Source organism: Nonomuraea ceibae (genome assembly GCF_019396325.1).
GTDB classification, from domain to species: domain Bacteria; phylum Actinomycetota; class Actinomycetes; order Streptosporangiales; family Streptosporangiaceae; genus Nonomuraea; species Nonomuraea ceibae.
This window is the reverse complement of the sequence record NZ_JAHKRO010000020.1, coordinates 20,285-42,156: the sequence shown is the minus strand read 5'-3', so window position 1 is coordinate 42,156 and position 21,872 is coordinate 20,285. Positions and strand designations below refer to the sequence as shown.

Annotated in this window: 24 protein-coding genes; 16 read left to right on the top strand and 8 right to left on the bottom strand. The window is 70.3% G+C overall.

The genetic code is table 11. From position 1 onward, the window contains the following. The first annotated feature begins 13 nt into the window (after window positions 1-13). The 7 genes from KME80_RS16010 (at window position 14) to KME80_RS15980 (ending at window position 6,276) form a co-directional block, all read left to right on the top strand. Window positions 14-565 carry a F0F1 ATP synthase subunit B gene (locus tag KME80_RS16010; RefSeq protein ID WP_219505872.1) on the top strand — a complete coding sequence of 184 codons (552 nt, stop codon included), beginning with the start codon at window positions 14-16 and terminating at the stop codon, window positions 563-565. Then, window positions 565-1,374, top strand: a complete 810-nt coding sequence (locus KME80_RS16005) for a F0F1 ATP synthase subunit delta (RefSeq protein WP_219505870.1) — start codon at window positions 565-567, stop codon at window positions 1,372-1,374. The genes KME80_RS16010 and KME80_RS16005 overlap by 1 nt, the downstream gene beginning before the upstream one ends. A 23-nt stretch (window positions 1,375-1,397) precedes the next feature. Further along, window positions 1,398-3,047, top strand: a complete 1,650-nt coding sequence (atpA, locus tag KME80_RS16000; RefSeq protein WP_219505869.1) for a F0F1 ATP synthase subunit alpha — start codon at window positions 1,398-1,400, stop codon at window positions 3,045-3,047. A gap of 3 nt (window positions 3,048-3,050) precedes the next feature. After that, the gene (locus KME80_RS15995; protein ID WP_219505868.1) at window positions 3,051-3,953 is read left to right on the top strand and encodes a F0F1 ATP synthase subunit gamma; all 903 of its coding nucleotides are present in this window, start codon (window positions 3,051-3,053) and stop codon (window positions 3,951-3,953) included. Between the two features lies 1 nt (window position 3,954). Further along, window positions 3,955-5,403, top strand: coding sequence for a F0F1 ATP synthase subunit beta (gene atpD / locus KME80_RS15990; protein WP_219505866.1), 1,449 nt, complete (start codon window positions 3,955-3,957; stop codon window positions 5,401-5,403). A 66-nt stretch (window positions 5,404-5,469) separates the two neighbouring features. Next, window positions 5,470-5,871 (top strand): F0F1 ATP synthase subunit epsilon, encoded by a 402-nt coding sequence (locus tag KME80_RS15985; protein WP_049561059.1) that lies wholly within the window; start codon window positions 5,470-5,472, stop codon window positions 5,869-5,871. 27 nt (window positions 5,872-5,898) lie between these two features. Beyond that, window positions 5,899-6,276, top strand: a complete 378-nt coding sequence (locus tag KME80_RS15980) for a DUF2550 domain-containing protein (protein ID WP_219505851.1) — start codon at window positions 5,899-5,901, stop codon at window positions 6,274-6,276. A 26-nt stretch (window positions 6,277-6,302) separates the two neighbouring features. Here KME80_RS15980 and KME80_RS15975 read toward each other — a convergent pair whose 3' ends face one another. Beyond that, window positions 6,303-6,893, bottom strand: coding sequence for a cob(I)yrinic acid a,c-diamide adenosyltransferase (locus KME80_RS15975; protein ID WP_219505849.1), 591 nt, complete (start codon window positions 6,891-6,893; stop codon window positions 6,303-6,305). A gap of 127 nt (window positions 6,894-7,020) precedes the next feature. Between KME80_RS15975 and KME80_RS15970 the strand changes: the two genes are divergently transcribed. Genes KME80_RS15970 through KME80_RS15955 form a run of 4 tightly spaced genes read left to right on the top strand, consistent with a single transcriptional unit; the run spans window position 7,021 to window position 10,554 of the window. Beyond that, window positions 7,021-7,917, top strand: a complete 897-nt coding sequence (locus tag KME80_RS15970; RefSeq protein WP_219505847.1) for an ABC transporter ATP-binding protein — start codon at window positions 7,021-7,023, stop codon at window positions 7,915-7,917. 5 nt (window positions 7,918-7,922) lie between these two features. Continuing rightward, window positions 7,923-9,023: an ABC transporter permease gene (locus KME80_RS15965; protein ID WP_246645052.1), complete on the top strand. Its 1,101-nt coding sequence runs from the start codon at window positions 7,923-7,925 to the stop codon at window positions 9,021-9,023. Next, on the top strand, window positions 9,023-10,186 hold the full coding sequence (locus KME80_RS15960; RefSeq protein ID WP_219505835.1) for a sensor histidine kinase: 1,164 nt from the start codon (window positions 9,023-9,025) through the stop codon (window positions 10,184-10,186). The genes KME80_RS15965 and KME80_RS15960 overlap by 1 nt, the downstream gene beginning before the upstream one ends. Window positions 10,187-10,236: 50 nt before the next feature. Beyond that, complete coding sequence (locus KME80_RS15955; RefSeq protein ID WP_219505833.1) at window positions 10,237-10,554, top strand: STAS domain-containing protein; 318 nt, start codon at window positions 10,237-10,239, stop codon at window positions 10,552-10,554. Between the two features lie 46 nt (window positions 10,555-10,600). On the opposite strand, the gene KME80_RS15950 is transcribed toward KME80_RS15955, so the two are convergent. The 4 genes from KME80_RS15950 to nucS form a co-directional block, all read right to left on the bottom strand. After that, entirely contained in the window at window positions 10,601-11,557 is a 957-nt protein-coding gene (locus KME80_RS15950; protein WP_219505831.1) for a polysaccharide deacetylase family protein, read from the bottom strand. Window positions 11,558-11,734: 177 nt separating this feature from the next. Then, window positions 11,735-12,277, bottom strand: coding sequence for a TetR/AcrR family transcriptional regulator (locus tag KME80_RS15945; protein ID WP_246645039.1), 543 nt, complete (start codon window positions 12,275-12,277; stop codon window positions 11,735-11,737). Between the two features lie 142 nt (window positions 12,278-12,419). Then, the gene (locus KME80_RS15940; protein WP_219505829.1) at window positions 12,420-13,892 is read right to left on the bottom strand and encodes an aldehyde dehydrogenase family protein; all 1,473 of its coding nucleotides are present in this window, start codon (window positions 13,890-13,892) and stop codon (window positions 12,420-12,422) included. Between the two features lie 32 nt (window positions 13,893-13,924). Next, window positions 13,925-14,587: an endonuclease NucS gene (nucS, locus tag KME80_RS15935; RefSeq protein ID WP_219505826.1), complete on the bottom strand. Its 663-nt coding sequence runs from the start codon at window positions 14,585-14,587 to the stop codon at window positions 13,925-13,927. Window positions 14,588-14,623: 36 nt separating this feature from the next. On the opposite strand from nucS, the gene KME80_RS15930 reads away from it, so the two are divergent. The 5 genes from KME80_RS15930 (at window position 14,624) to KME80_RS15910 (ending at window position 18,743) form a co-directional block, all read left to right on the top strand. Beyond that, window positions 14,624-16,072: a 3-hydroxyacyl-CoA dehydrogenase gene (locus KME80_RS15930; RefSeq protein WP_219505824.1), complete on the top strand. Its 1,449-nt coding sequence runs from the start codon at window positions 14,624-14,626 to the stop codon at window positions 16,070-16,072. Next, window positions 16,069-16,359, top strand: coding sequence for an Rv1322 family protein (locus KME80_RS15925; protein ID WP_219505822.1), 291 nt, complete (start codon window positions 16,069-16,071; stop codon window positions 16,357-16,359). The genes KME80_RS15930 and KME80_RS15925 overlap by 4 nt, the downstream gene beginning before the upstream one ends. A 10-nt stretch (window positions 16,360-16,369) precedes the next feature. Next, a complete protein-coding gene (locus KME80_RS15920) occupies window positions 16,370-17,074 on the top strand; it encodes an alpha/beta hydrolase (protein WP_219505820.1) in 705 nt (234 codons plus the stop codon). A gap of 40 nt (window positions 17,075-17,114) precedes the next feature. Beyond that, on the top strand, window positions 17,115-17,873 hold the full coding sequence (locus KME80_RS15915) for an SDR family NAD(P)-dependent oxidoreductase (protein ID WP_219505818.1): 759 nt from the start codon (window positions 17,115-17,117) through the stop codon (window positions 17,871-17,873). Between the two features lie 75 nt (window positions 17,874-17,948). Then, window positions 17,949-18,743: an alpha/beta fold hydrolase gene (locus KME80_RS15910; RefSeq protein ID WP_219505816.1), complete on the top strand. Its 795-nt coding sequence runs from the start codon at window positions 17,949-17,951 to the stop codon at window positions 18,741-18,743. Here KME80_RS15910 and KME80_RS15905 read toward each other — a convergent pair. From KME80_RS15905 to mce, 3 genes are all read right to left on the bottom strand, one after another. Continuing rightward, window positions 18,703-19,812 (bottom strand): AI-2E family transporter, encoded by a 1,110-nt coding sequence (locus KME80_RS15905; RefSeq protein WP_219505814.1) that lies wholly within the window; start codon window positions 19,810-19,812, stop codon window positions 18,703-18,705. The genes KME80_RS15910 and KME80_RS15905 overlap by 41 nt on opposite strands. Before the next feature lie 125 nt (window positions 19,813-19,937). Next, entirely contained in the window at window positions 19,938-21,236 is a 1,299-nt protein-coding gene (locus KME80_RS15900; protein WP_219505812.1) for a DivIVA domain-containing protein, read from the bottom strand. Window positions 21,237-21,428: 192 nt separating this feature from the next. Then, window positions 21,429-21,851, bottom strand: a complete 423-nt coding sequence (gene mce / locus KME80_RS15895; protein WP_219505802.1) for a methylmalonyl-CoA epimerase — start codon at window positions 21,849-21,851, stop codon at window positions 21,429-21,431. Window positions 21,852-21,872 lie beyond the last annotated feature (21 nt).

Sequence of the window (21,872 nt, the reverse complement as noted above, 5' to 3'; positions counted from 1 at the left end):
AAAGGCTGCAACCATGATCACGGCAGCTAAGCTCATCGTTGCGGAGGAGGGCGCCAACCCTCTCATGCCGCACACTTACGAGCTCGTCGTCGGCGTCTTCGCGTTCTTCGTCGTCGTCCTGGTCGTCGGAAAGATCCTCGTCCCGCGTGTGCAGAAGACGCTGGCCGAGCGCACCGACGCCATCGAAGGCGGCATCAAGAGGGCGGAAGAGGCCCAGGCCCAGGCCCAGGTCCTGCAGCAGCAGTACGCCGAGCAGCTCGAAGAGGCCAGGCGTGACGCGGCCCGGCTGCGCGAGGAGGCTCGCGAGCAGGCGGCGCAGATCAAGGCTGAGCTCCGCGAGGAGGCGCAGGCCGAGGCCCGCCGTCTCGTCGAGGCGGCGCACGCCCAGATCGAGGCCGACCGGCAGGCGGCGTTCGCCCAGCTCCGCAACGAGGTCGGTCGCCTGTCGACCGAGCTCGCCGGCCGCATCGTCGGCGAGTCCCTGGAGGACGAGTCGCGGCAGAGCCGCATCGTCGACCGGTTCCTCGACGAGCTGGAGAGCTCTAACGCGCAGGCGGTGCGTTAATGAGGGGCTTGAGCAGGACTTCGCTGGCAGAGGTCGAGGAGCGCTTCAACGCGGTCGCCGGTAGTGCCGACCTCGGCGCGCTCTCCGACGAGCTGTTCGCTGTCGCGGATCTGCTCGACCGCGAGCACGGCCTGCGTCGCGCCCTGTCCGACCAGTCCCGGGCCGGCGAGCAGAAGGCCGCCACGGCCCGCGCGCTGCTCCAGGGCAAGGTCAGCGAGGCCACGGTCGCCACGACCGAGGCCGCCGTCTCGGCCAGGTGGTCGCGTGCCGGCGACCTGGCCGACGTGCTGGAGCGCCTGGGCGTGGTCGCCGCCGCCGCCGAGGCGGAGGGTCAGCGCAAGCTGGACGAGGTGGAGGACGAGCTCTTCCGCTTCGGCCGCATCGTCGCCGCCAACCCGGACCTGCGCCGGGCGCTCGCCGATGCCGCCGCCCCCGAGGCGGGCAAGCGCGAGCTGCTCGCGGGTCTGCTCGGCGGCAAGGCAGCACCGACCACCCAGCGGCTCATCGCGCAGGTGGCAGTGCATCCGCGAGGACGTAGCCTGGAGACGGGGCTGGAGGAGTTCGGCCGCCTTGTGGCCGAGCAGCGCCAGCGTCTCGTGGCGGTCGTGCGCAGTGCCGTCGAGCTGACGGAGACGCAGAAGCAGCGGCTCGCCGCCTGGCTGCGCTCCTCCTACGGCCGAGACGTGCACCTGAATGTCGAGGTGGACAAGCGAGTGCTCGGTGGGTTCTCGGTCCGCATCGGCGACGAGATCATCGACACCACAATCGTGGGACGAATCGAAGAAGTCCGCCGCCGGTTGGCCGGCTAGGCGAAGAGGGAGACAGAGTAGAGATGGCGGAGCTTACGATCCGGCCGGACGAGATCCGGGACGCGCTTGAGCGCTTCGTCCAGGCGTACGAACCGGAAGGCGCCGCGCGCGAGGAGATCGGGACCGTCGTCGACGCCGGCGACGGCATCGCCCATGTCTCCGGCCTTCCCTCGGCGATGGCGAACGAGCTGCTCGAGTTCGAGAACGGCACGCGCGGCCTGGCACTGAACCTCGACACCCGTGAGATCGGTGCCGTGGTCCTGGGCGAGTTCAGCGGCATCGAGGAGGGCCAGACGGTCCGCCGGACGGGCGAGGTCCTGTCCGTGCCCGTCGGTGACGCCTTCCTCGGCCGCGTGGTCGACCCCCTGGGCAACCCCCTGGACGGCAAGGGCGCCATCGAGTCCGAGGGCCTGCGCGCCCTTGAGCTCCAGGCCCCGTCGGTCGTCCAGCGGCAGCCGGTGAAGCAGCCGCTGCAGACCGGCATCAAGGCCATCGACGCCATGACGCCGATCGGCCGCGGCCAGCGTCAGCTGATCATCGGCGACCGTGGCACCGGCAAGACCGCGATCGCGGTCGACACCATCCTCAACCAGCGCGAGGGCTGGCTGTCGGGCGACCCGGAGAAGCAGGTCCGCTGCGTCTACGTCGCCGTCGGCCAGAAGGGCTCGACCATCGCGCAGGTCAAGGCGCGGCTGGAGGAGGCCGGCGCGCTCGAGTACACGACCATCGTCGCCGCCCCCGCCTCCGACCCGGCCGGCTACAAGTACCTCGCCCCCTACACCGGCTCGGCCATCGGCCAGCACTGGATGTACCAGGGCAAGCACGTTCTCATCGTCTTCGACGACCTGACCAAGCAGGCCGACGCCTACCGCGCCGTGTCCCTGCTGCTGCGTCGCCCGCCGGGCCGTGAGGCCTTCCCCGGCGACGTGTTCTACCTCCACTCCCGCCTGCTGGAGCGCTGCGCGAAGCTCTCCAACGACATGGGCGGCGGCTCGATGACCGGTCTGCCGATCATCGAGACGAAGGGCAACGACGTCTCGGCGTTCATCCCTACCAACGTCATCTCCATCACCGACGGCCAGTGCTTCCTGGAGACCGACCTGTTCAACGCGGGTGTCCGGCCCGCGATCAACGTCGGTATCTCCGTCTCCCGAGTCGGTGGTTCGGCGCAGGTCAAGGCCATGCGCAAGGTGGCCGGCACGCTCAAGCTCTCCCTGTCGCAGTACCGCGACCTGGAGGCGTTCGCGGCCTTCGCCTCCGACCTGGACGCCGCGTCCCGGGCCCAGCTCGACCGCGGTCAGCGCCTGGTCGAGCTGCTCAAGCAGCCGCAGTACTCGCCGTTCCCGGTCGAGAAGCAGGTCGTGTCGGTGTGGGCCGGCACCACCGGTGAGCTCGACGAGGTGCCGGTCGAGGACGTGCGCCGCTTCGAGGGTGAGTTCCTCGACTACCTCGGCTCCTCCCACAAGGGTGTCTTCGACGGCATCCGGGAGACCAACGAGCTGTCCGACGACGCGGTGACCGTGCTCAAGGACGCGATCGTGGAGTTCAAGAAGGGCTTCACCACCTCCTCGGGTGAGCTGCTGGTCAAGGACGAGCCGGTGGCGCCGCTCGGTGCCGACGAGGTCGGCCAGGAGAAGATCAAGAAGGTCGTCCGTCCGGCGGCGGAGAAGTAGGACATGGGTGCCCAGCTAAGGCTGCTGCGGCGGCGGATCAGCTCGGTCAAGTCGACCGCGAAGATCACGCGCGCCCAGGAGCTCATCGCCTCTTCGCGGATCGTGAAGGCGCAGATGCGGATGCAGGCGGCGCTGCCGTACGAGCGTGAGATCACTCGCGCCGTCACCGGCGTCGTCAGCAACGCGGCCAGCGTCGACCATCCGCTGACCGTGGCGAAGGAGAACCCCGCCAAGGCGGGCGTCCTCATCGTCACCAGCGACAGCGGGTTCTGTGGCGGCTTCAACGCCAACGTCCTGCGCGAGGCCGAGGCCCTGCGCGGGCTGCTGGAGGGCCGCGGCCTCAGCGTCGTCCCGTTCGTCACCGGGCGCAAGGGTGTCACCTGGCACTCCTTCCGCCAGCGGGAGATGGGCGGGCAGTGGGTCGGTTTCTCCAGGAACCCGGCTTACGCCGACGCCAAGGAGATCGCAAACACGCTGATCGACTCCTTCAAGGACGACAACGGGATCGACGAGATCCACATCGTCTCGACCGAGTTCGTCTCGATGCTGACGCAGAACGTCGTGGTCAGGCGGATCCTGCCGCTGGAGGTCGAGGAGACCGAGGCGACGGAGTCCACCACGATCCCGCCGTACTTCGAGTTCGAGCCCACGGCGGGCGACGTGCTGGAGACGCTGCTGCCGCGTTATGTGGAGTCGCGCATCTTCACCGCGCTGCTGCAGTCGGCGGCCTCCGAGGAGGCCGCGCGGCGGCGCGCGATGAAGTCGGCCACCGACAACGCCAACGAGCTGATGCGGATGCTGACCCAGCAGATGAACCAGGCTCGTCAGGCCGAGATCACCCAGGAAATCAGCGAGATCGTCGGTGGCGCCAACGCGCTCGCTGACGCCGCAGCGGGGAAAGAGTGAAATGACTGCAGAGGCTGTTGAAACTGTAGAAACCCCCGCGGCCGGCACTGGCCGCGTGGCCCGCGTCACCGGCGCCGTCGTTGACGTGGAGTTCCCCGTCGAGGGGATGCCCGAGATCTACAACGCGCTCAAGGTCGAGGTGACCCTCGGCGGCGAGACCAAGACCCTGACCCTCGAGGTCGCCCAGCACCTGGGTGACAACCTCGTCCGGGCCATCTCGATGCAGCCGACCGACGGCATGGTCCGCGGCCAGGCGGTGCTCGACACCGGCGCGCCGATCTCGGTGCCCGTCGGCGACGTCGTCAAGGGCCACGTGTGGAACGCGCTGGGCGAGACGCTGGACGTGCCGACCTCCTCGCTCAAGATCGAGGAGCGGTGGGGCATCCACCGTCCGTCGCCGGCCTTCGACCAGCTCGAGTCCCGCACGGAGCTGCTGGTCACCGGCATCAAGGTCATCGACCTGCTCACCCCGTACGTGCAGGGTGGCAAGATCGGTCTGTTCGGCGGCGCGGGCGTCGGCAAGACCGTTCTGATCCAGGAGATGATCCGCCGCGTCGCCCGTAACTTCGGTGGCACCTCGTGCTTCGCCGGCGTGGGTGAGCGCACCCGTGAGGGCAACGACCTCTGGCTGGAGATGGAGGAGGCGGACGTCCTCAAGGACACCGCGCTCGTCTTCGGTCAGATGGACGAGCCGCCGGGCACCCGTCTGCGGGTGGCGCTGTCGGCGCTGACCATGGCGGAGTACTTCCGCGATGTTCAGGGACAGGACGTGCTCCTGTTCATCGACAACATCTTCCGCTTCACGCAGGCCGGTTCCGAGGTGTCCACGCTGCTCGGCCGTATGCCGTCCGCGGTGGGCTACCAGCCGACGCTGGCCGACGAGATGGGTGTGCTCCAGGAGCGCATCACCTCGACGCGCGGTCACTCGATCACCTCCATGCAGGCGATCTACGTGCCCGCCGACGACATCACCGACCCGGCCCCGCACAACGCGTTCGCGCACCTCGACGCGCAGACCGTGCTTTCGCGGCCGATCTCGGAGAAGGGCATCTACCCCGCGGTGGACCCGCTCGACTCCTCCTCCCGGATCCTCGACCCGCAGATCGTCGGCGAGGAGCACTACCGGGTGGCCCAGGAGACCAAGCGGATCCTGCAGAAGTACCGCGAGCTCCAGGACATCATCGCCATCCTCGGTATCGACGAGCTCTCCGAGGAGGACAAGGTCACCGTCCAGCGGGCCCGCCGCATCGAGCGCTTCCTGTCGCATCCGATGTACGCGGCCGAGGCCTTCACCGGCCAGCCGGGCGAGACCGTGCCGCTGGACGAGACCATCGCCTCCTTCAAGGGCCTCTGCGCGGGTGAGTACGACCACCTGCCCGAGCAGGCGTTCTTCATGGTCGGCGGCATCGAGCAGGCCGTGGCCAAGGCCAAGGAACTCGAGCGTCGCTAAGTCGCCCTACCGGTGGTGGCGCGGTTGCGGCCGGGCCACCACCTGATCGGAAAGGAACCTACACAAGTGGCGAAGCTACGCGTAGGGGTTGTCTCACCCGAGCGTGAGATCTGGTCGGGCGAGGCCGACATGGTGATTGCCAAGACCGTGGACGGCGAGATCGGTATTATGCCGCAACACGCACCCGTGCTCGGCGTCCTCGTCGAGGGCGGCGTGCTGAAGGTAAAGCGGGAGGGCCAGGACGACCTGGTCGCCGCGGTCCACGGCGGTTTCATCTCCGTGGCCGACGACGAGGTCTCCGTGCTCGCCGAGGTGGCCGAGCTCGGTTCCGAGGTCGACGTCGCGGCTGCCCGTGACGCTCTCGACCGGGCCCAGGCCTCGATCGAGGCCAACCAGGAGGACGCTGACGCGGCCATCGAGGCGAAGCGGGCCAGGGCCCGGCTGCGCGCGGCGGGCGAAGAGGTCTGATATTACGAGCGCTAGGGGGCGGCAGGCATGGTCGAGACTTTGGTGATCTGTGCGCTGCTTGCCGCCGCTCTGGCGGTCGTGCGTTACTTCATGCTCGCGCGCCGGGGGAGCGTACCCTGCCGGCTGCGTGTCGGGCAGGGAGCCTGGCAGAGCGGCGTAGCGCGCTACGCCGACGGAGAGCTCCACTGGATTCCGCTCATGGGTGTGCGACTGAGGCCGCGCCACGCGATCGCGAGGCGCGGCCTCGTCGTTTCCCAGCGCAGGGAGATCGACGGCGGCCTGTACGCGGTCGACTGCTCCGGCTCCACCCGTGACCTGTCGCTGGCGATGAGCGCCGACGCGCTGACCGGTTTTCTGGCCTGGCTGGAGTCGGCGCCGCCGAGCGCCTACCTGGACGTCGCCTGATCAGTGGGCCTGATCAGCGGGCCTGATCAGCGGGTGCCGCCGGGCTTCCAGAGGATCTCGTCGCCCGCGTGGGCGATCCGGCACAGGATGAACAGCAGGTCCGACAGCCGGTTGAGGTAAGTCGCGGTCAGCGGGTTCATGTCGTCGTGGGTGTGCAGGGCCGCCCACGTGGTGCGTTCGGCCCGGCGTACGGTAACGCGGGCGACGTGCAGGCTCGCGGTGGCGGGGTCGCCGCCGGGCAGGATGAAGCTGCGCAGCGGCTTGAGCCGGGCGTTGAAGTGGTCGCACTGCTCTTCGAGCCGGTCGATGTAGGACTGCTCGACGCGCAGCGGCGGGAACTCGGGGTCGGCCGTGACCGGGGTGGCGAGGTCGGCGCCGAGGTCGAACAGCTCGTTCTGGACCCGTACCAGCACTTCCACGAGGTCGGCGGGCAGGGTGCCGTGCGCGAGGGCCAGCCCGAGGTGGGCGTTGGCCTCTTCCACGTCCGCGTAGGCGGCCAGTCGCGGATCGGTCTTGGACGTGCGGCTCATGTCGCTGAGCGATGTCGTGCCGTCGTCTCCGGTGCGGGTGTAGATGCGGGAGAGGACGACCGGCTTGTCCTTGTCTGCGCGCGTCATGAGCCCAGCGTAATGACAAATGTCATCCGGAACGGACGCGTAGCGCATGCCAGGCTCCTGATTTCAGCACCTACCAGGGCTAACGCCTGTTACGGGACGATTGGTGCATGACGAAGGAGAGAACCTGATGCTCGAGATCAGCGAACTGCGCAAGCGCTTCGCCGCGGCCCCCGGGGCGACCGAGGGCAAGCTCGCCCTGGACGGGATCGGCTTCACGGTCCGGCCGGGGGAGATGTTCGGGTTCGTCGGCGCGAACGGCGCCGGCAAGACGACGACGATGCGGATCGTCATGGGGGTCCTGAAGGCCGACTCCGGTTCGGTGAGCTGGCAGGGCAAGCCGCTGGGCTACGGCGAGCGGCAGCGGTTCGGCTACATGCCGGAGGAGCGCGGCCTCTACCAGAAGATGCGCGCCGGCGAGCAGATCGAGTACTTCGGCCAGCTCCACGGCCTGAGCGCGCCGGCGGCCAAGAAGGCCACCGACGACCTGCTGGAGCGGCTGGGCCTGACCGAGCGCAGGAACGACTCGGTGGAGTCGCTGTCGCTGGGCAACCAGCAGCGTGTGCAGCTCGCCGTCGCGCTGGTGCACGACCCCGAGGTGCTGATCCTCGACGAGCCGTTCTCCGGGCTCGACCCGATCGCGGTCGAGACGCTGGCCACGGCCCTTCAGGAGCGCTGCCGCGGCGGCGTCCCCGTCATCTTCTCCAGTCACCAGCTCGAACTGGTCGAGCGGCTGTGCGACTCGGTCGGCATCGTGTCGGCCGGCCGGATGGTGGCCAGCGGCACGGTCGGCGACCTGCGCGCCGCCGAGGGCGGCACGCTGCGGGTCGTGGTGCGCGGCGCGACGCCGGGCTGGGCCGACGGCCTGCCGGGCGAGCTCAGCGTGACCGGCGACCGCCACACCCTGCTCGTCGCCGGCGGCGACGACCAGGAGATCCTGCGCCGCGCACTCAAGGCCGGGCACGTGGAGCACTTCGGCGTCGAGCAGCCGACCCTCACCGAGATCTTCAAGGAGGCCGTGGCGTGAACGGCATGATGCTGGTGGCCAGGCGCGAGATCGGCACCCAGGTCAGGACGCGGGCTTTCAAGATCAGCCTGCTGATCACCGCGGTGCTGGTCGGCGCGCTGGCCTTCGCCCCCAAGCTGCTCGACCGCCCCGACTCCTACACCGTGGGCACGGTCAACTCCCAGCAGCTCCCGCTGGCGCAGGCGGCGCCGGACGCCACGTTCGAGTGGCGCGCGTTCCCGGACGAGGAGGCGGCCAAGGAGGCGGTGCTCGCCGGCGACGTGGACGCCGCGCTCATCGACGGCGTCAGGGTCATCACCGACGGCGAGATCGAGACCGAGCTCGGCGTGCTCATGCAGAGCACGAACCGGGAGGTCAAGCTGGGCGCGGCCGGGGTGTCGATCCCGCCGCTGCAGATGCAGTCGGTCGGCGCCGACACCCGCTACGAGGCCGCCCGCACCGGGATCGCCGTCGTGCTCGTGCTGGTGCTCTTCATGTTGATCATCGGACAGACCATGATGGTCGCCATGGGCGTGGTCGAGGAGAAGGGCAGCCGGATCGTGGAGATCCTGCTCAGCTCGATCCGGCCGTGGCAGCTCCTCGGCGGCAAGATCATCGGGCTGGGCGTGCTCGGCCTGATCAACCTGGGCACGATCCTCGTGGTCGGCCTCGCGGCCTCGTTCGCCTCCGGCTTCGCCGCCGACTTCCCGCCGGGCATGGCGGGCATCGTGGCGGGCGTGCTGGTCTGGTTCGTGCTCGGCTACGCCTTCTTCGCCACGCTCGCCGCCGCCCTGGCCTCGCTGGTCTCCCGCCAGGAGGAGGTCGGCAACGTGATGTCGCCGCTGACCATGCTCATCATGGCCGCCTACTTCGTGGCCTTCTACGCCACCAGCGACCCGACCGGCACGCTGGCCACGATCGTGTCGTTCGTCCCGCCGTTCTCCTCCATGGTGATGCCGGTGCGGATGGCCGCCACCGAGGTGCCGCTGTGGGAGGTCGGGGCCTCGGCCGCGCTGATGATCGTCGCCGTGCTCGCCACGCTGTCCTTCGGGGCCAAGGTGTACGAGCGGGCCGTGCTGCGGACCGGCGCCCGGGTCAAGCTGGGTGAAGTGCTGCGCGCCAAGTGATGAATCCGATCGATCGGGCACGGCGCCACACGCTGCACATGATGGCCTCCATCGTGGTGATGCTGTGGCTGTTCATCATCGGGCGGCTGTTCCTGCACGCCGAGGACGTCCACTGGCAGCGCGTCGTGCCCGGGCTGATCGCGGTGACGGCGTTCACCTGGTACTACCACCGGGCCGTCTCGGCCGTGCTGCGCGACCGCTACGCCCGGCGGGAGGTCACGATCGCCGGGGTGCTCGCGCTGGTGACCGCGAGCGCCGGCGGGGCCGACCCGATGAGCTGGGGGTTCACGCTGGCGGCCTGGCTGTCGGTGGCGGCGATCGGCGTACGGGTCCGCACCGCCACGGTCATGGCGGTGGGCACGATGGCCGCCGGGGTGCTGCTGGGCCTGGGCAACTACCTGCTGGACCCGGACGTCCTGCTCCTGCGTGACGTGAGCGCCGGCCCCGTCGTGGCGTACCTGGTCTTCATCTACGGGCTGTTCTGCGTGGCGTTCCCGTGGACGAACCGGGTGTGGATGTGGATCTGGCAGCTCGCCGTCCAGGCCAGCGAGGGCAAGGAGGCGCACACGCGGCTCGCGCTCGCCGAGGAGCGGCTGCGCTTCTCCCGCGACCTGCACGACCTGGTCGGCCACCAGCTCTCGGCCATCGCGGTCAAGACCGAGCTGGCGGTGCGCCTGGCCGACGCCGACACCGGGGCGGCCAAGGCGGAGATGACCGAGGTCCACGCGCTCACCAGGAAGGCGCTGAAGGAGCTGCGGCAGGCCGTGCGCGGCTACCGCGAGCTTGACTTGGGCGCGGAGCTGAATAGCGTGAAAGGGGTCCTGGAAGCGGCGGGGGTGCGCTGCGAGACGCGCCTGCCCCACCGCGAGCTGCCCGAAGGCGTGGCGCCGGTGTTCGCCTACGTCGTCCGCGAGGCGGTGACCAACGTGCTCAAGCACAGCACGGCCACCTTCTGCGACATCCTCATCCGGTTCACCGACGAGGAGGCGGAGGTGCGGGTCCGCAACGACGGGGCGACCGGCCGCAGCGGCGACGAGCTGGGCAGCGGCCTTTCGGGGCTGGCCGAGCGGGTGGGCGCCGTGCGGGGCACGCTGACGGCCGGTCCGGTCGACGACGGGCACTTTCTGCTGCGAGCGGTCGTGTCGTTGCCGATTGCTGGGTAGTGGGAAGGTGTCGGGGTTCGCCCCGGCGCACGTTGTTCTGAGGAGGTGGCATGCGCGTCCGGGGCAATCCGAAGGCACAGGTGGTGCGGACCGGTCAGCGGCTCGACGCGGGGACGTCGGCGGGCGTGCGGACGATGCTGCACGAGGCCGTCGACTCCGGCGAGGGCGACCTGATCCTCGACCTCTCCAAGCTGGAGATGATCGACGCCACCGGTCTCGGAGTGCTCGTGGGCACGCATCGGCTCGCGCTGAGCGCGCAACGCCGCCTCGTCCTTCGGGGGGTGCCCCCGCGGATCATGCGGATACTTGCGGTGACCCGGCTGAATCGGGTGCTCCACGTCGAGGTGACGCACGCCGCGGTGGCCTGAGCGACACATATCGGACCGGGTGGCGATCAGCCGCCGCCCGCTCCCTTCAGGTCCTGCCCCGCAGCCTGGCCAGCGTGGCCGGCGTCTGGGCGTCCAGCCAGTCGGCGAGCTGCTCGAACGACACGCAGCGCACCTCCTGCCGGGTGCAGACCCGGTCCATCAGCCCGAGCAGCGCCCGCTGGTAGATGCCGCCGTTCCAGCTCGCGAAGTGGTGGCCGATGAACACCGGGGCCCGGTCGGTGCGCAGCGAGCGCTCCACGGCGCGCTCGTAGGCGCGGCCCGCCTGCCGCCCCCAGCGGTCCCGTAGCCGCCGCGGGCCGGGCCTGGCGCCGCTCTGCACCGCGTAGAGGTTGTAGTCCATGGCGAGCACCTGCCGGCCGCCCACGTCGATGCCCGGCAGCGGGAACTGCCACAGGCCCGCCCGCTTGCGCGGCCAGGCCGCCACGCCGGTGCCCGACGCGTCGTAGCGCCACCCGTACGAGCGGAAGGCCCGGAACATCGCCTGCCGGTCACCTTGCAGGCAAGGGGTACGGCCGCCGCGGACGGCCTCGCGGACCCGGAACGGCAGGTCGGGCAGGTGCGTCAGGCCGGAGTTGCGCCGCCAGTCGGTGACGAAGCGGTGGAACTGGCGGATCTCGCTGCGCCAGTCGGCGGCCGACCAGGAGTTGACGCCGCGGCTGCCGCAGAAGTGGCCGTTGAAGTGGGTGCCGATCTCGTGGCCGGCGTTCCAGGCGGCGGTCAGCTCGCGGGCCTGCAGCCGCATCCTGGCGGGCCGCTGGAAGCCGATGTCGGAGCTGCCGCGCCGGTGGCCGGGGGGACGGTAGAGGCGGCGGTGGTCGGAGGGCAGGAGGTAGACGCCGGACAGGAAGAACGTGAGGGTGGCCCGGTTGCGGGCCGCGGACTCGCGGAAGGCGCGGAACCAGCCGTTGCCCACCCCGGCGCCGTCGAAGGAGATGACCACGAACTGGGGTGGCCGTTCGCCGTCGGCGAGACCGCAGCGCACGCTTTCGCACCAATCGCGCCGGGTGGCCGTCTCCTGGACGGCCTTTTCCCCGGGCGGCTCGCTAGGTGTGCTGATTTGCCGGACTTGTCCGGCGCAGGAGGTGGTCGTCGCTATAAGGAAAATGCCGATAATCCCGCGTATCACTCGGCCATGAAACCACGGTGCGTAATCAAATCATCACGACGCTCCGAGCGACCGGCCGAAGATGTGCACGGCCACGGCCACCAGTTCGTCGATCTCGGGCGGATCCTCTGCCAGGAGCCATTCGATGAGTAGCTCCTGAAGCGCCCCAATTACGCCGAGCGCCACCAGGCGCCGATTCGCCACGATGGCCGCCGGGAATTCGGCCGAGGCGTCCTCCACGAGGCGGGCGAAGGAGTCGATGGCGCGCTGCCGGGACGCCGAGAGGATGTCGCCGCTCCGGCGCACCTCGACGTGCATGATGCGGGCCCGGCGCCAGTCAGCAGTAGCGAACTCGATATATGCCCGTATCCCCGCTTTGATCCGCCCGTCGAGTGTGTTAGGCGCATCTTGTAACGCTTTGGCCACGACGGCCAGGCTTTCCTCCACGCACCGCTCGTGGAGGACCTGAAGGAGTTCCTCCTGGCTGCTGAAACATTCATAGAAGGCGCGGTTGGAGATCCGCGCCTCCGAGCACAGCCTTTCGATCGTCGTGACCGTGAAACCTGGTTTCGCGTATAGCGTGTAGGCGGCTGTCATCAGCCGCTCGCGTCTGTCCGCCAGCCTTTGCTCAGCCGACATTCCCCGGTAAGACCGGTTCACATTCCACCCGTCCGCATGATCGTGGCCCCCGAGCACACAATTATGGATGGATGATCGCATTAGGGAAAGAGTATGAAGATTATCTCTTACGTCGGCCGTGCAAGAACGTGACAAGTCTGATCAGCCGCTCAAGCTCTTGCTCGCCTCTGGTGAACGAGGTCAGGTTCATCCCCGGCAGCGCGAACCGCTGACGGGAGACCGCCTTGGGCCGGGCGAACTCGCGCAGCCCGTCGGCGCCGTGGATGCGCCCGAACCCCGAGTCTCCCACCCCGCCGAACGGCAGCGCGGGCACTCCGGCGAACGAGATGACCGAGTTGACGGCCGTCATCCCGGTCCGCATCGCGCGGGCCAGCTCCATCGCCCGGCGCTTGTTGCGCGAGAACACCGTGCCCGCCAGCCCGTACGCCGAGGCGTTGGCCAGCTCCAGCGCCTCGTGCACGTCACGGGTGCGCCGTACGGTGATCGTCGGCCCGAACGTCTCCTCGCGGACGGCGGGGGAGTCCTCCGGCACGTCCGCCATGATCACCGGGTCGACGAACGGCGCCCGCACCGAGTCCGGCCCGCCGGTGACCACCGTGCCCGACTTGGCGGCCTCGTCGATGTGCCGCCTGATGACGTCGAGCTGGCCCGGCATGGTGATCGGCCCGTAGTGCTCGCCCGCCCGGACCGAGGCGGCCCGCTGCGACAGCTCGCGCATGAACGGCTCGTAGACCGCGTCGACCACGTACACCCGCTCGACGCCCACGCACGTCTGCCCGGCGTTGGACAGCGCGCCCCACAGGCACGCGTCGGCGGCGGCCTCCAGGTCGGCGTCGGCGTCGACGATGAACGCGTCCTTGCCCCCGCACTCGATCACCACCGGCGTCAGGTTCTCGGCGCAGGCCGCCATGACGCGCTTGGCCGTCGCCGTCGAGCCGGTGAACGCGACCTTCTTGACCCGCGGGTCGCGGGCCAGCGCCGCGCCGGTCTCGCCCAGGCCGGTCACCGTCTGGAAGATCGGGTGCTCCGGCACCGCCTCGGCGACCAGCTCCGCCATCCGCACGCCGACGCCCGGCGTGAGCTCGCTCGGCTTGAACACGACCGCGTTGCCCGCCGCCAGCGCGTAGGCGATCGAGCCCATCGGCGTGAAGACCGGATAGTTCCACGGCCCGATCACGCCGACGACGCCCAGCGGCAGGTACTCGAGGCTGGCCGCCAGGTTGACGCCGATCATCCCGGTCGCGACGCGCCGCCTGCGCAGCACCTTCTCGGCGTGCCTGGCCGCCCAGTCGAGGTGCGTGATGGCCAGCACGATCTCCAGCGTGGCGTCGCCGACCGGCTTGCCCGTCTCCTCGTGCACCAGGGCGGCCAGCTCCCGCAGGTGGCGGGTGACGACCGCCTTGGCGTCGAGCAGCCGCCGCCGGCGCCCGGCGTGACCCAGCCCGCCCCACCAGGCGGCGGCCGTCTCCGCCCGCGCCACGGCCGCGCCGACCGCCTCGGCGTCCTGGTTGGGATGGCTGCCGACGACCGCGCCGGTGGCCGGGTTGAGCGAGTCGAACGTGAGCGTCGTCATGGCGTCACGATAGACCGGTAAATCAGCACTTACTAGAAGAGCGTGGGGTTCTCCGGCTCGATGCCGCGCAGGGCGTCGTAGTCGAGCGTCACGCAGTCGATGCCGCGGTCGGCCGCCAGCACCCGCGCCTGCGGCTTGATCTCCTGCGCGGCGAACACGCCCCGCACCGGCGACAGCAGCGGATCGCGGTTGAGCAGCTCCAGATAGCGGGTGAGCTGCTCGACGCCGTCGATCTCACCGCGGCGCTTGATCTCCACCGCCACCGTGGCGCCGCCGCCGTCACGGCACAGGATGTCGACCGGGCCGATGGCCGTCATGTACTCGCGCCGGATCAGCGAATAGCCCTCGCCCAGCGTGGTGATGTGCTCGGCCAGCAGCTCCTGGAGGTGCGCCTCGACGCCGTCCTTGATCAGGCCAGGGTCGACGCCCAGCTCGTGGCTGGAGTCGTGCAGGATCTCCGCCATCGTCAGGACCAGCTTCTCGCCGGTCTTGCCGTGGGTGACGGTCCAGGTGCCGTCGTCCTCCTTGAGCTTGCACGGCGGATTCATCCAGTTGAGCGGCTTGAAGGCGCGGTCGTCGGCGTGAATGGACACGCTGCCGTCAGCCTTGATGAGAACGAGCCTCGGCGCCATCGGCAGGTGTGCCGTGAGCCGTCCGATGTAATCCACGCTGCATCGCGCGATGACCAGCCGCATGACTGGCAACCCTATCGGCTCTGGAAAACTACAGGTATGGCGTTCGAAATGGTGGGAGTGGTCGGGCTCGGCACGATGGGGGCCGGGATCGCGGAGGTGTTCGCACGGGCCGGGCTGCGGGTGATCGGCGTCGAGGCCGACGCCGACGCCCTGGCCAGGGGGCGCGGCCACCTGGAGAGATCGACGCAACGGGCGGTCGACAGAGGCAGGCTCGACGGCCCCGGCCGGGACCGGATCCTCGGCCTGATCACGCTGACCACCTCACGCGAGGACCTGCGTGACGCCGACCTGGTCGTCGAGGCGATCCCGGAGATCCTCGACCACAAGATCGGCCTGTTCCGCGCCCTCGACCGGATCTGCAAGCCGCAAACGGTGCTGGCCACCAACACCTCCTCGCTCCCGGTCACCGCGCTGGCCGCCGCCACCGGCAGGCCGGGCCGGGTCGTGGGCCTGCACTTCTTCAACCCGGCACCGGTCATGAAGCTCGTCGAGGTCGTCGGCACCGTCGTGACCGACGACGGGCTGCCCGCCGAGATCGCCGAGCTGGCCGCCCGGCTGGGCAAGACGCCGGTGACCGTCGGCGACCGCGCCGGGTTCGTGGTCAACCGGCTCCTGCTGCCCTACCTCAACCACGCCGCCGTGCTGCTGGAGCAGTGCGTGGCGGGGCGCGACGACATCGACGCCGCCATGACCCGCGGCGCCGGGCTGCCGATGGGCCCCTTCCAGCTGCTCGACCTCATCGGCCTCGACACCGCGTACGAGGTGATGGGGGTGCTGTTCGACGAGACCCGCGACCGGCGGCACGCCCCCGCGCCGCTGCTGCGCGAGCTCGTCGCCGCCCGGCTGCTCGGCCGCAAGACCGGGCGCGGCTTCCACGGCGACGAGCCGATGCGCCGCGAGCCCGAGAAGTCGTCGGTGATCACCTTCGGCGTCGACGGGCCCGACCCCGCCGGGATCGGCGAGCGGCTGCGCGCGGCGGGCTTCAAGTCCTCCGACGAGCCCGAGGTGATCCTGCGGGCCGCCGACCGGCCGGTGATCGAGCACGCCGTCCAGCTGCGCGACCCGGCCAAGCTTGTCGGCGTGCGCGTCGTCGGCGACCGCGTCGCCGAGCTCGCCGCCACCATCCTCACCTCGCCGGAGGCCGCGCGCTGCGCCCGCGACCTGATGAAGGTGATCGGGCTGACGCCCGTCGCCTGCCGCGACCGGGCCGGCTTCGTCACCGACGCGCTGCTCTACCCCTACCTCAACGACGCCGTGCGCATGTACGAGTCGGGCTACGCCTCCATCGGCGACATCGACACCGCCATGAAGCTGGGCTGCGGCTACCCGGCGGGGCCGTTCGAGACGCTGGAGACGATCGGCCTGGCCGTGGTGCGCGACGGGCTGCGCGCCCTCTACGCCGAGTACCGCGAGGCCGCCTACGCCCCCGCGCCGCTGCTCGACCAGCTCGTCACCGCCGGCGTGCGCGCTTTTCCCCGGCCATGAGCCCGCGCCGCGCCCGCCGCAAGGAGTCCACCCGGCCGATCGCCTTCCCCAGCGCCACCGACCGGGTGGAGGAGTGGCCCGACGGGGAGTGGAAGGTGCGCGCGCTCAGCGGCGCCTCCTCGGCCAAGAACTACCGCTGTCCCGGCTGCGACCAGGAGATCCGCACCGGCCAGCCGCACTTGGTGACCTGGCCCAACTGGACGGGCGGCGACGAGGAGCGCCGCCACTGGCACACGGTGTGCTGGCGCAAGAGACGTGACCGCGGCCCCGGCCGCAGCCGCTACTGAGAGGAACGACGTGGAGATTCGCGCGGCGAGCGTGCTGCCCGCCCGGCGGGAGCCGATCGAGCTGCACACCGGCGACGGCCTGACCCTGGTCGGCGAGCTGGCCCAGCCCGAGGACCGGCCCCCCGTGGCGACGCTGGTGACGTTGCATCCGCTGCCCACGCACGGCGGGTTCATGGACAGCCACGTGTACAAGAAGGCCGCCAACCGGCTGCCCGCCCTGGCCGGGATGGCGGTGCTGCGCTTCAACACGCGCGGCACCTCGTCCGAGCGCGGCACCTCGCAGGGCGCGTTCGACGGCGGCGAGGGCGAGCGGTTCGACGTGGCTGCGGCGCTGGAGTACGCCGAGTATCACGACCTGCCGCGCGTGTGGGTGGTCGGCTGGTCGTTCGGCAGCGAGCTGGCGCTCAAGTGGGCGCACGACCCGCTGGTGGAGGGCGCGATCCTGCTGTCCCCGCCGCTCCACAGGGCCACCGACGACGACCTCGACGCCTGGGCGGCGTTCGGCCGGCCGCTGGTGGCGCTGGTGCCGGAGTTCGACGACTACCTGCGTCCGGAGGAGGCCAGGCGGCGCTTCGCCCGGGTGCCGCAGGCGGAGGTCGTCGGCGTCGACGGGGCCAAGCACCTGTGGGTGGGCGAGCCGTACGTGCGCGTCGTCCTGAACGAGATCGTCCGGCGCGTCGTGCCGGAGGCGTACCCCCTGCCGACCGAGGTCTGACCGCGCTAGAATCTTGTTCGGTCCCGAGCGAGGAGGCACGATGGGCGCGTTTGCCCTCGACGGTAAGAAGGCCCTGGTCACCGGGGCGTCCAAGGGGATCGGCAAGGCCATCGCGCTCGCCTACGCCGAGGCGGGCGCGGACGTGGCGCTGGTCTCACGCAACGCCGAGTCGCTGGCCGAGGTGGCCAAGGAGGTCGAGGCGCACGGCCGGCGGGCCGTCGTCATCCCCGCCGACCTGACCAGCAGGGAGGCGGCCGGCGAGGCCGTCACCCGGGCCGTCGACGGGCTCGGCCACCTCGACGTCGTGGTCAACAACGCGGGCGGCTCCAACTTCCTCGTCGAGTTCAAGGACCTGCGGCTGTCAGGCTGGGACAAGATCATGCGGCTCAACCTCGACTCCGCCATGGCCGTCTGCCACGCCGTCGCGCCCCACCTGCTCGGGCGCGGCAGAGGGTCCGTCATCAACGTCGCCTCCGTCGCCGCGCTCGGCGCCCCCTTCCTGGCCCCGTACGCCGCCGCGAAGGCCGGGCTGGTCGCGCTCACCAAGACGCTCGCGCTCGAATGGGCGCAGGCCGGGGTGCGGGTCAACGCGCTGTGCCCCGGCTGGACCGCCACCGACCTCAACCGCAACCTGTGGGAGGACGAAACCAGCAACCAGGCCACGGTGGCGGGCGTGCCGATGCGGCGCTGGGGGACCCCCGAGGAGATGGCCCAGCCCGCCGTCTTCCTCGCCGCCCCGGCCAGCGCGTACGTGACCGGACAGGTGCTGTTCGTCGACGGTGGCGCGACAGCCGCGTAAACCGGTCAGGTAAATCCGGTATATCGGTCTATCGGGCGGAGTGATTGTCGCGGGGAACGAGGCTACCTTGTGTGAGTGCAGCTCTACACGAGATCAGCCGGGACCGGGCTCCCGGTCGTCCTGCTCCACGCGTTCCCGCTCTCGTCGGCCATGTGGCTGGCGCAACGGGAAGGGCTGGCCGGCTCCTGCCGCGTCATCACCCCCGACCTGCGCGGCTTCGGCGGATCACGCCTCGGCGACGACGAGCCGTCGGTCGAGGTGATGGCCGACGACGTCGCCCGCGTGCTCGACGCCGAAGGCATCGACCGGGCCGTGGTCGGCGGACTGTCGATGGGCGGCTACGTCACGATGGCCTTCTGCCGCCGCCACCCCGACCGGCTGCTCGGCGTCATCCTGGCCAGCACCAAGGCCGGGCCCGACACCGAGCCCGTCCGCGACAACCGCGAGCGCATCGCCCAGGCCGTCCTCGCCGACGGCAACGACGTGCTCGTCACCGACGTGCTGCCCACCCTCATCGGGCCCACCACCCGCCAGCGCAGGGCGATGGTGTTCGGGCGCGTCAAGGGCCTCGTGCAGTCGGCCCCGCCCCAGGCCGTCGCCTGGGCCCAGCGGGCGATGGCCGCCCGGCCCGACTCCTTCGACACGCTCGGCGCGCTCAAGGTGCCGACGCTCGTGCTCGTCGGCGAGGAGGACGAGCTCGCGCCGCTGTCCGAAGGCGAGGCCATGGCCAGGGCCGTGCCCGACAGCCGCGTCGAGGTCATCCCCAAGGCCGGCCACCTGACCGCCGTCGAGCAGCCCGAGGCGTTCAACGCGGCGGTCGAGCGCTTCCTCAGCTCCGAGCTTGCCTCGGGATCACGACCTCGCGAATGATCAGCGCGATCGCCGCCGCCACCGGGATCGCCAGCAACGCGCCCACGATCCCCAGCAGCGCCCCGCCGAACAGCGCGGCGATCACCGTCACCGCCGGCGTCACGTTCACCGACTGCTTCATGATCCGCGGGTAGATCAGATAGTTCTCCACCTGCTGGTAGATCAGGAAGAAGATCGCGCACGCGATGCCGGCGGGCACCGAGCCGAGCAACGCCACGCTCGTCACCACCACGGCCCCGATCGTGGCGCCCACCAGCGGGATCAGGTCGGTCAGCGCCACGATCAACGACAGCGCCAGCGCGTACTCGACCCCGGCGATCGACAGGAAGATCCACGTGATCACGCCCGCGATCACCGAGATGAGCACGTTGCCCGCCACGTAACCGCCGATCCCCGCGAGAATCTGCTCGCTGATCGCGCTCGTGCGCTCCCGCCGCGACGCCGGCACCAGCTTGAGCAGATACGCCTTGATCGTGTGCAGCGAGCCCAGGAAGTAGAGCATGAGCACCAGCAGCGTCACCGTCGTGAACAGCCCGTCGAGCACCACCAGCCCCGCGCCCACGACCCCGCTCGCCAGCGACGCCGCCAGCGTGCCCGTCACGAACGAGGCGAGCTGCTGCAGGATCTGATAGTCGGCCTCCAGCGCCCGCACCGTCGGATGCGCCCGCAACTCGGCGACATACCCCGGCACCGCCTGGACGAAATCGGACAACTGCTGGCTGACCGGCGGCACCACCGCCAGCCCGAACAGCGTGAACGCCACGATCACCGCCGCGAACACGATCGAGATCGCCCACCGCCTGGCCATCCCGCGCCGCTGCAACGCCTCCACCGCCGGGTTGAGCCCCACCGCCAGGAACATCGCCACGATCACCAGGATGATCGTGCTCAGCGAGCTGACGACCATCTGCGCCAGCCCGATCGCCGTCAGCACCCCCAGCCCGCCCACCAGCCCGAACAGGAACGGCCCCCGGGCCAGCGGCTTGCCCGGCAGCCCGTACGGCGGCGGTGGCGGCGCCGGCGGGCTGTCGTCGGCGGCGGGCTTCGGGGACTCGACGTCAGTCGTCACCGGGCGGGCTCCTGCGGAGGCGGGGGCGTGAACAGAAAGAGAGCCTAGCGACCTTCGCGGTCGCCAGGCTCTCTCCGGCTGCCAGATCAGCCCCCGTGCATGTCGCCCATGTCAGCTCGTCGTGGCTACTCCTGCCACCACTCGGCGTCGTCCTCGGACTTGGTCTCCGCCTTGGCCGTCACTGGAGCCGGGGCCGGACGCTCCTCGACCGGGTCGGGCGCCGGAGCGGCGATCGCCGGCTTCGGCGGGGCCGCGGTGACCGCGGGCTCCGGCTCCAGGCCCGGCAGGGCCGCGCCGCCCAGGAGCTGACGGAGCTGGGCCAGGTGGCTGGTGATGCTGTCACGCTGCCGGGTCAGCTCGTCGACCTGACGCTGCATCGACGTGCGGGTGCGCTCGGCCTCGTTCTTGGCCTCGGTGACGATCGTCTCGGCGCTGCTCTTGGCGTCGGCGACGATCTGCTCCGAGCTCTTACGGGCGTTGGCGACCAGCTGCTTGGCGTGCAGATCGGCCTCGCGGCGGGTCTGGTCGGCCTGCTGCGTCGCCTTCGTGGCCCGGGACTCCGCCGTCGCGGCGCGCTGCTCGGCCTCCGCGACCAGCTTCTGCGTCGCCGCCTGCGTGGTGGCGTGGCGCTCGGCCTCCTGGCGCTCCGCCTCCTCGCGGCGCGACGCCAGCTGGATCTCGAACTCCGCCTCGTCCTGCGCCCGCTTGGCCTCCGACTCCTCCAGCACGCGCTGTGCCTGCGCGCGCATCTCGTCGGCCTGACGCTTGGCGGTGGTCAGCACCTCGTCACGCTCACGCTTGGTCGAGGCGCGCAGCTGCGCGACCTCCCGCTCCGTGGTCGTGCGCAGCTTGGCGATCTCGCGCTCGGCGTCGGCCCGCTTCTCCGCCACCTCGTGGTCGGCGGTCGCGCGCAGCTTGGCGACCTCCCGCTCCGTCGTGGCGGTCAGCTCGTCGGCCTCCCGGCGGGCCGTCGAACGGATCTCCTCGGCATCCCGCTCGGCGCTGGTGCGCATCTCCTCGCTCTCGCGAGTGGCCTGCGCCCGCTTGTCGGCCGCCTCGGCCTCGGCGGCGGCCCGCAGATCGGCGGCCTCCACCTTGGCGGCGGCCTTGATCTCGTTGGCCTCCGCCCTGGCCGCCTGCACGAGCTCGGTGGCCTGCTCCTCGGCCAGCCGCAAGAGCTGCTCGATGCGCGCGCCCAGACCGGAGTAGGTGGGACGCTCCTGCTCCTGGAGCTGGCGCTGGGAGTCGGACAGATCGCGCTGCAGGCCGGAGACCTGCTCGCGGGCCTGCCGCAACTCGGCGTCGAGCTGCTTCAGATGATCGTGCACCTGGTGCCGGTCATAACCGCGGAGCACGACGTCGAACTCGCGGGCTGGGGCATCCTCGAAGAAGTTGTTGAGCTGGGCGTCGATGTCGGACTGCATGGAGGCTCGATCCTGGGTTGTCGAGACGGCTACACGGGCCGGACGGGGGGTTCGGGGCACCCGAGCCAGGAGCCTGTGCCTCGCGGCAGGCTCCTCGTCCGGTGGAAAGCCAGCGTACTCCGCACTTGCCGCGTGCGAAGCCCCGTCCAGGTTTCTGCGTGACTAGTTACAAATGAACGATTTTTGCGTTAGCTAGGGCCTAGTCGCCTGAACCAACTCCGTGAGCATTCCTCCAACATCCTTGGGGTGCAGGAACGCGATCTGCGACCCCATCGAGCCGTGCCTGGGACGCTCGTCGAGCAACCGGACGCCCCTGTTACCGATCTTACCCATCGCCTCGGCGACGTCCGGAACCCCGAACGCCACGTGGTGCACTCCCTCGCCCCGCTTGGCCAGGAATTTCCCGACCGGCGAATCGGGCGAGAGCGGCTCCAGCAGCTGGATGTAGGAGCCTCCGCCCTCGCCGTCGGCGACGTGCAGCATGGCCTCCTTGACGCCCTGCTCCTCGTTGACCTCCCGCGCCACGACGGTCAGCTCGAACGTCTCGGCGAACAGCCGGATCTTCTCCTCGAGGTCGTGACAGGCGATCCCGATGTGGTCGATACGCATGAACATGTGTGGCCAACCTCCATAGCG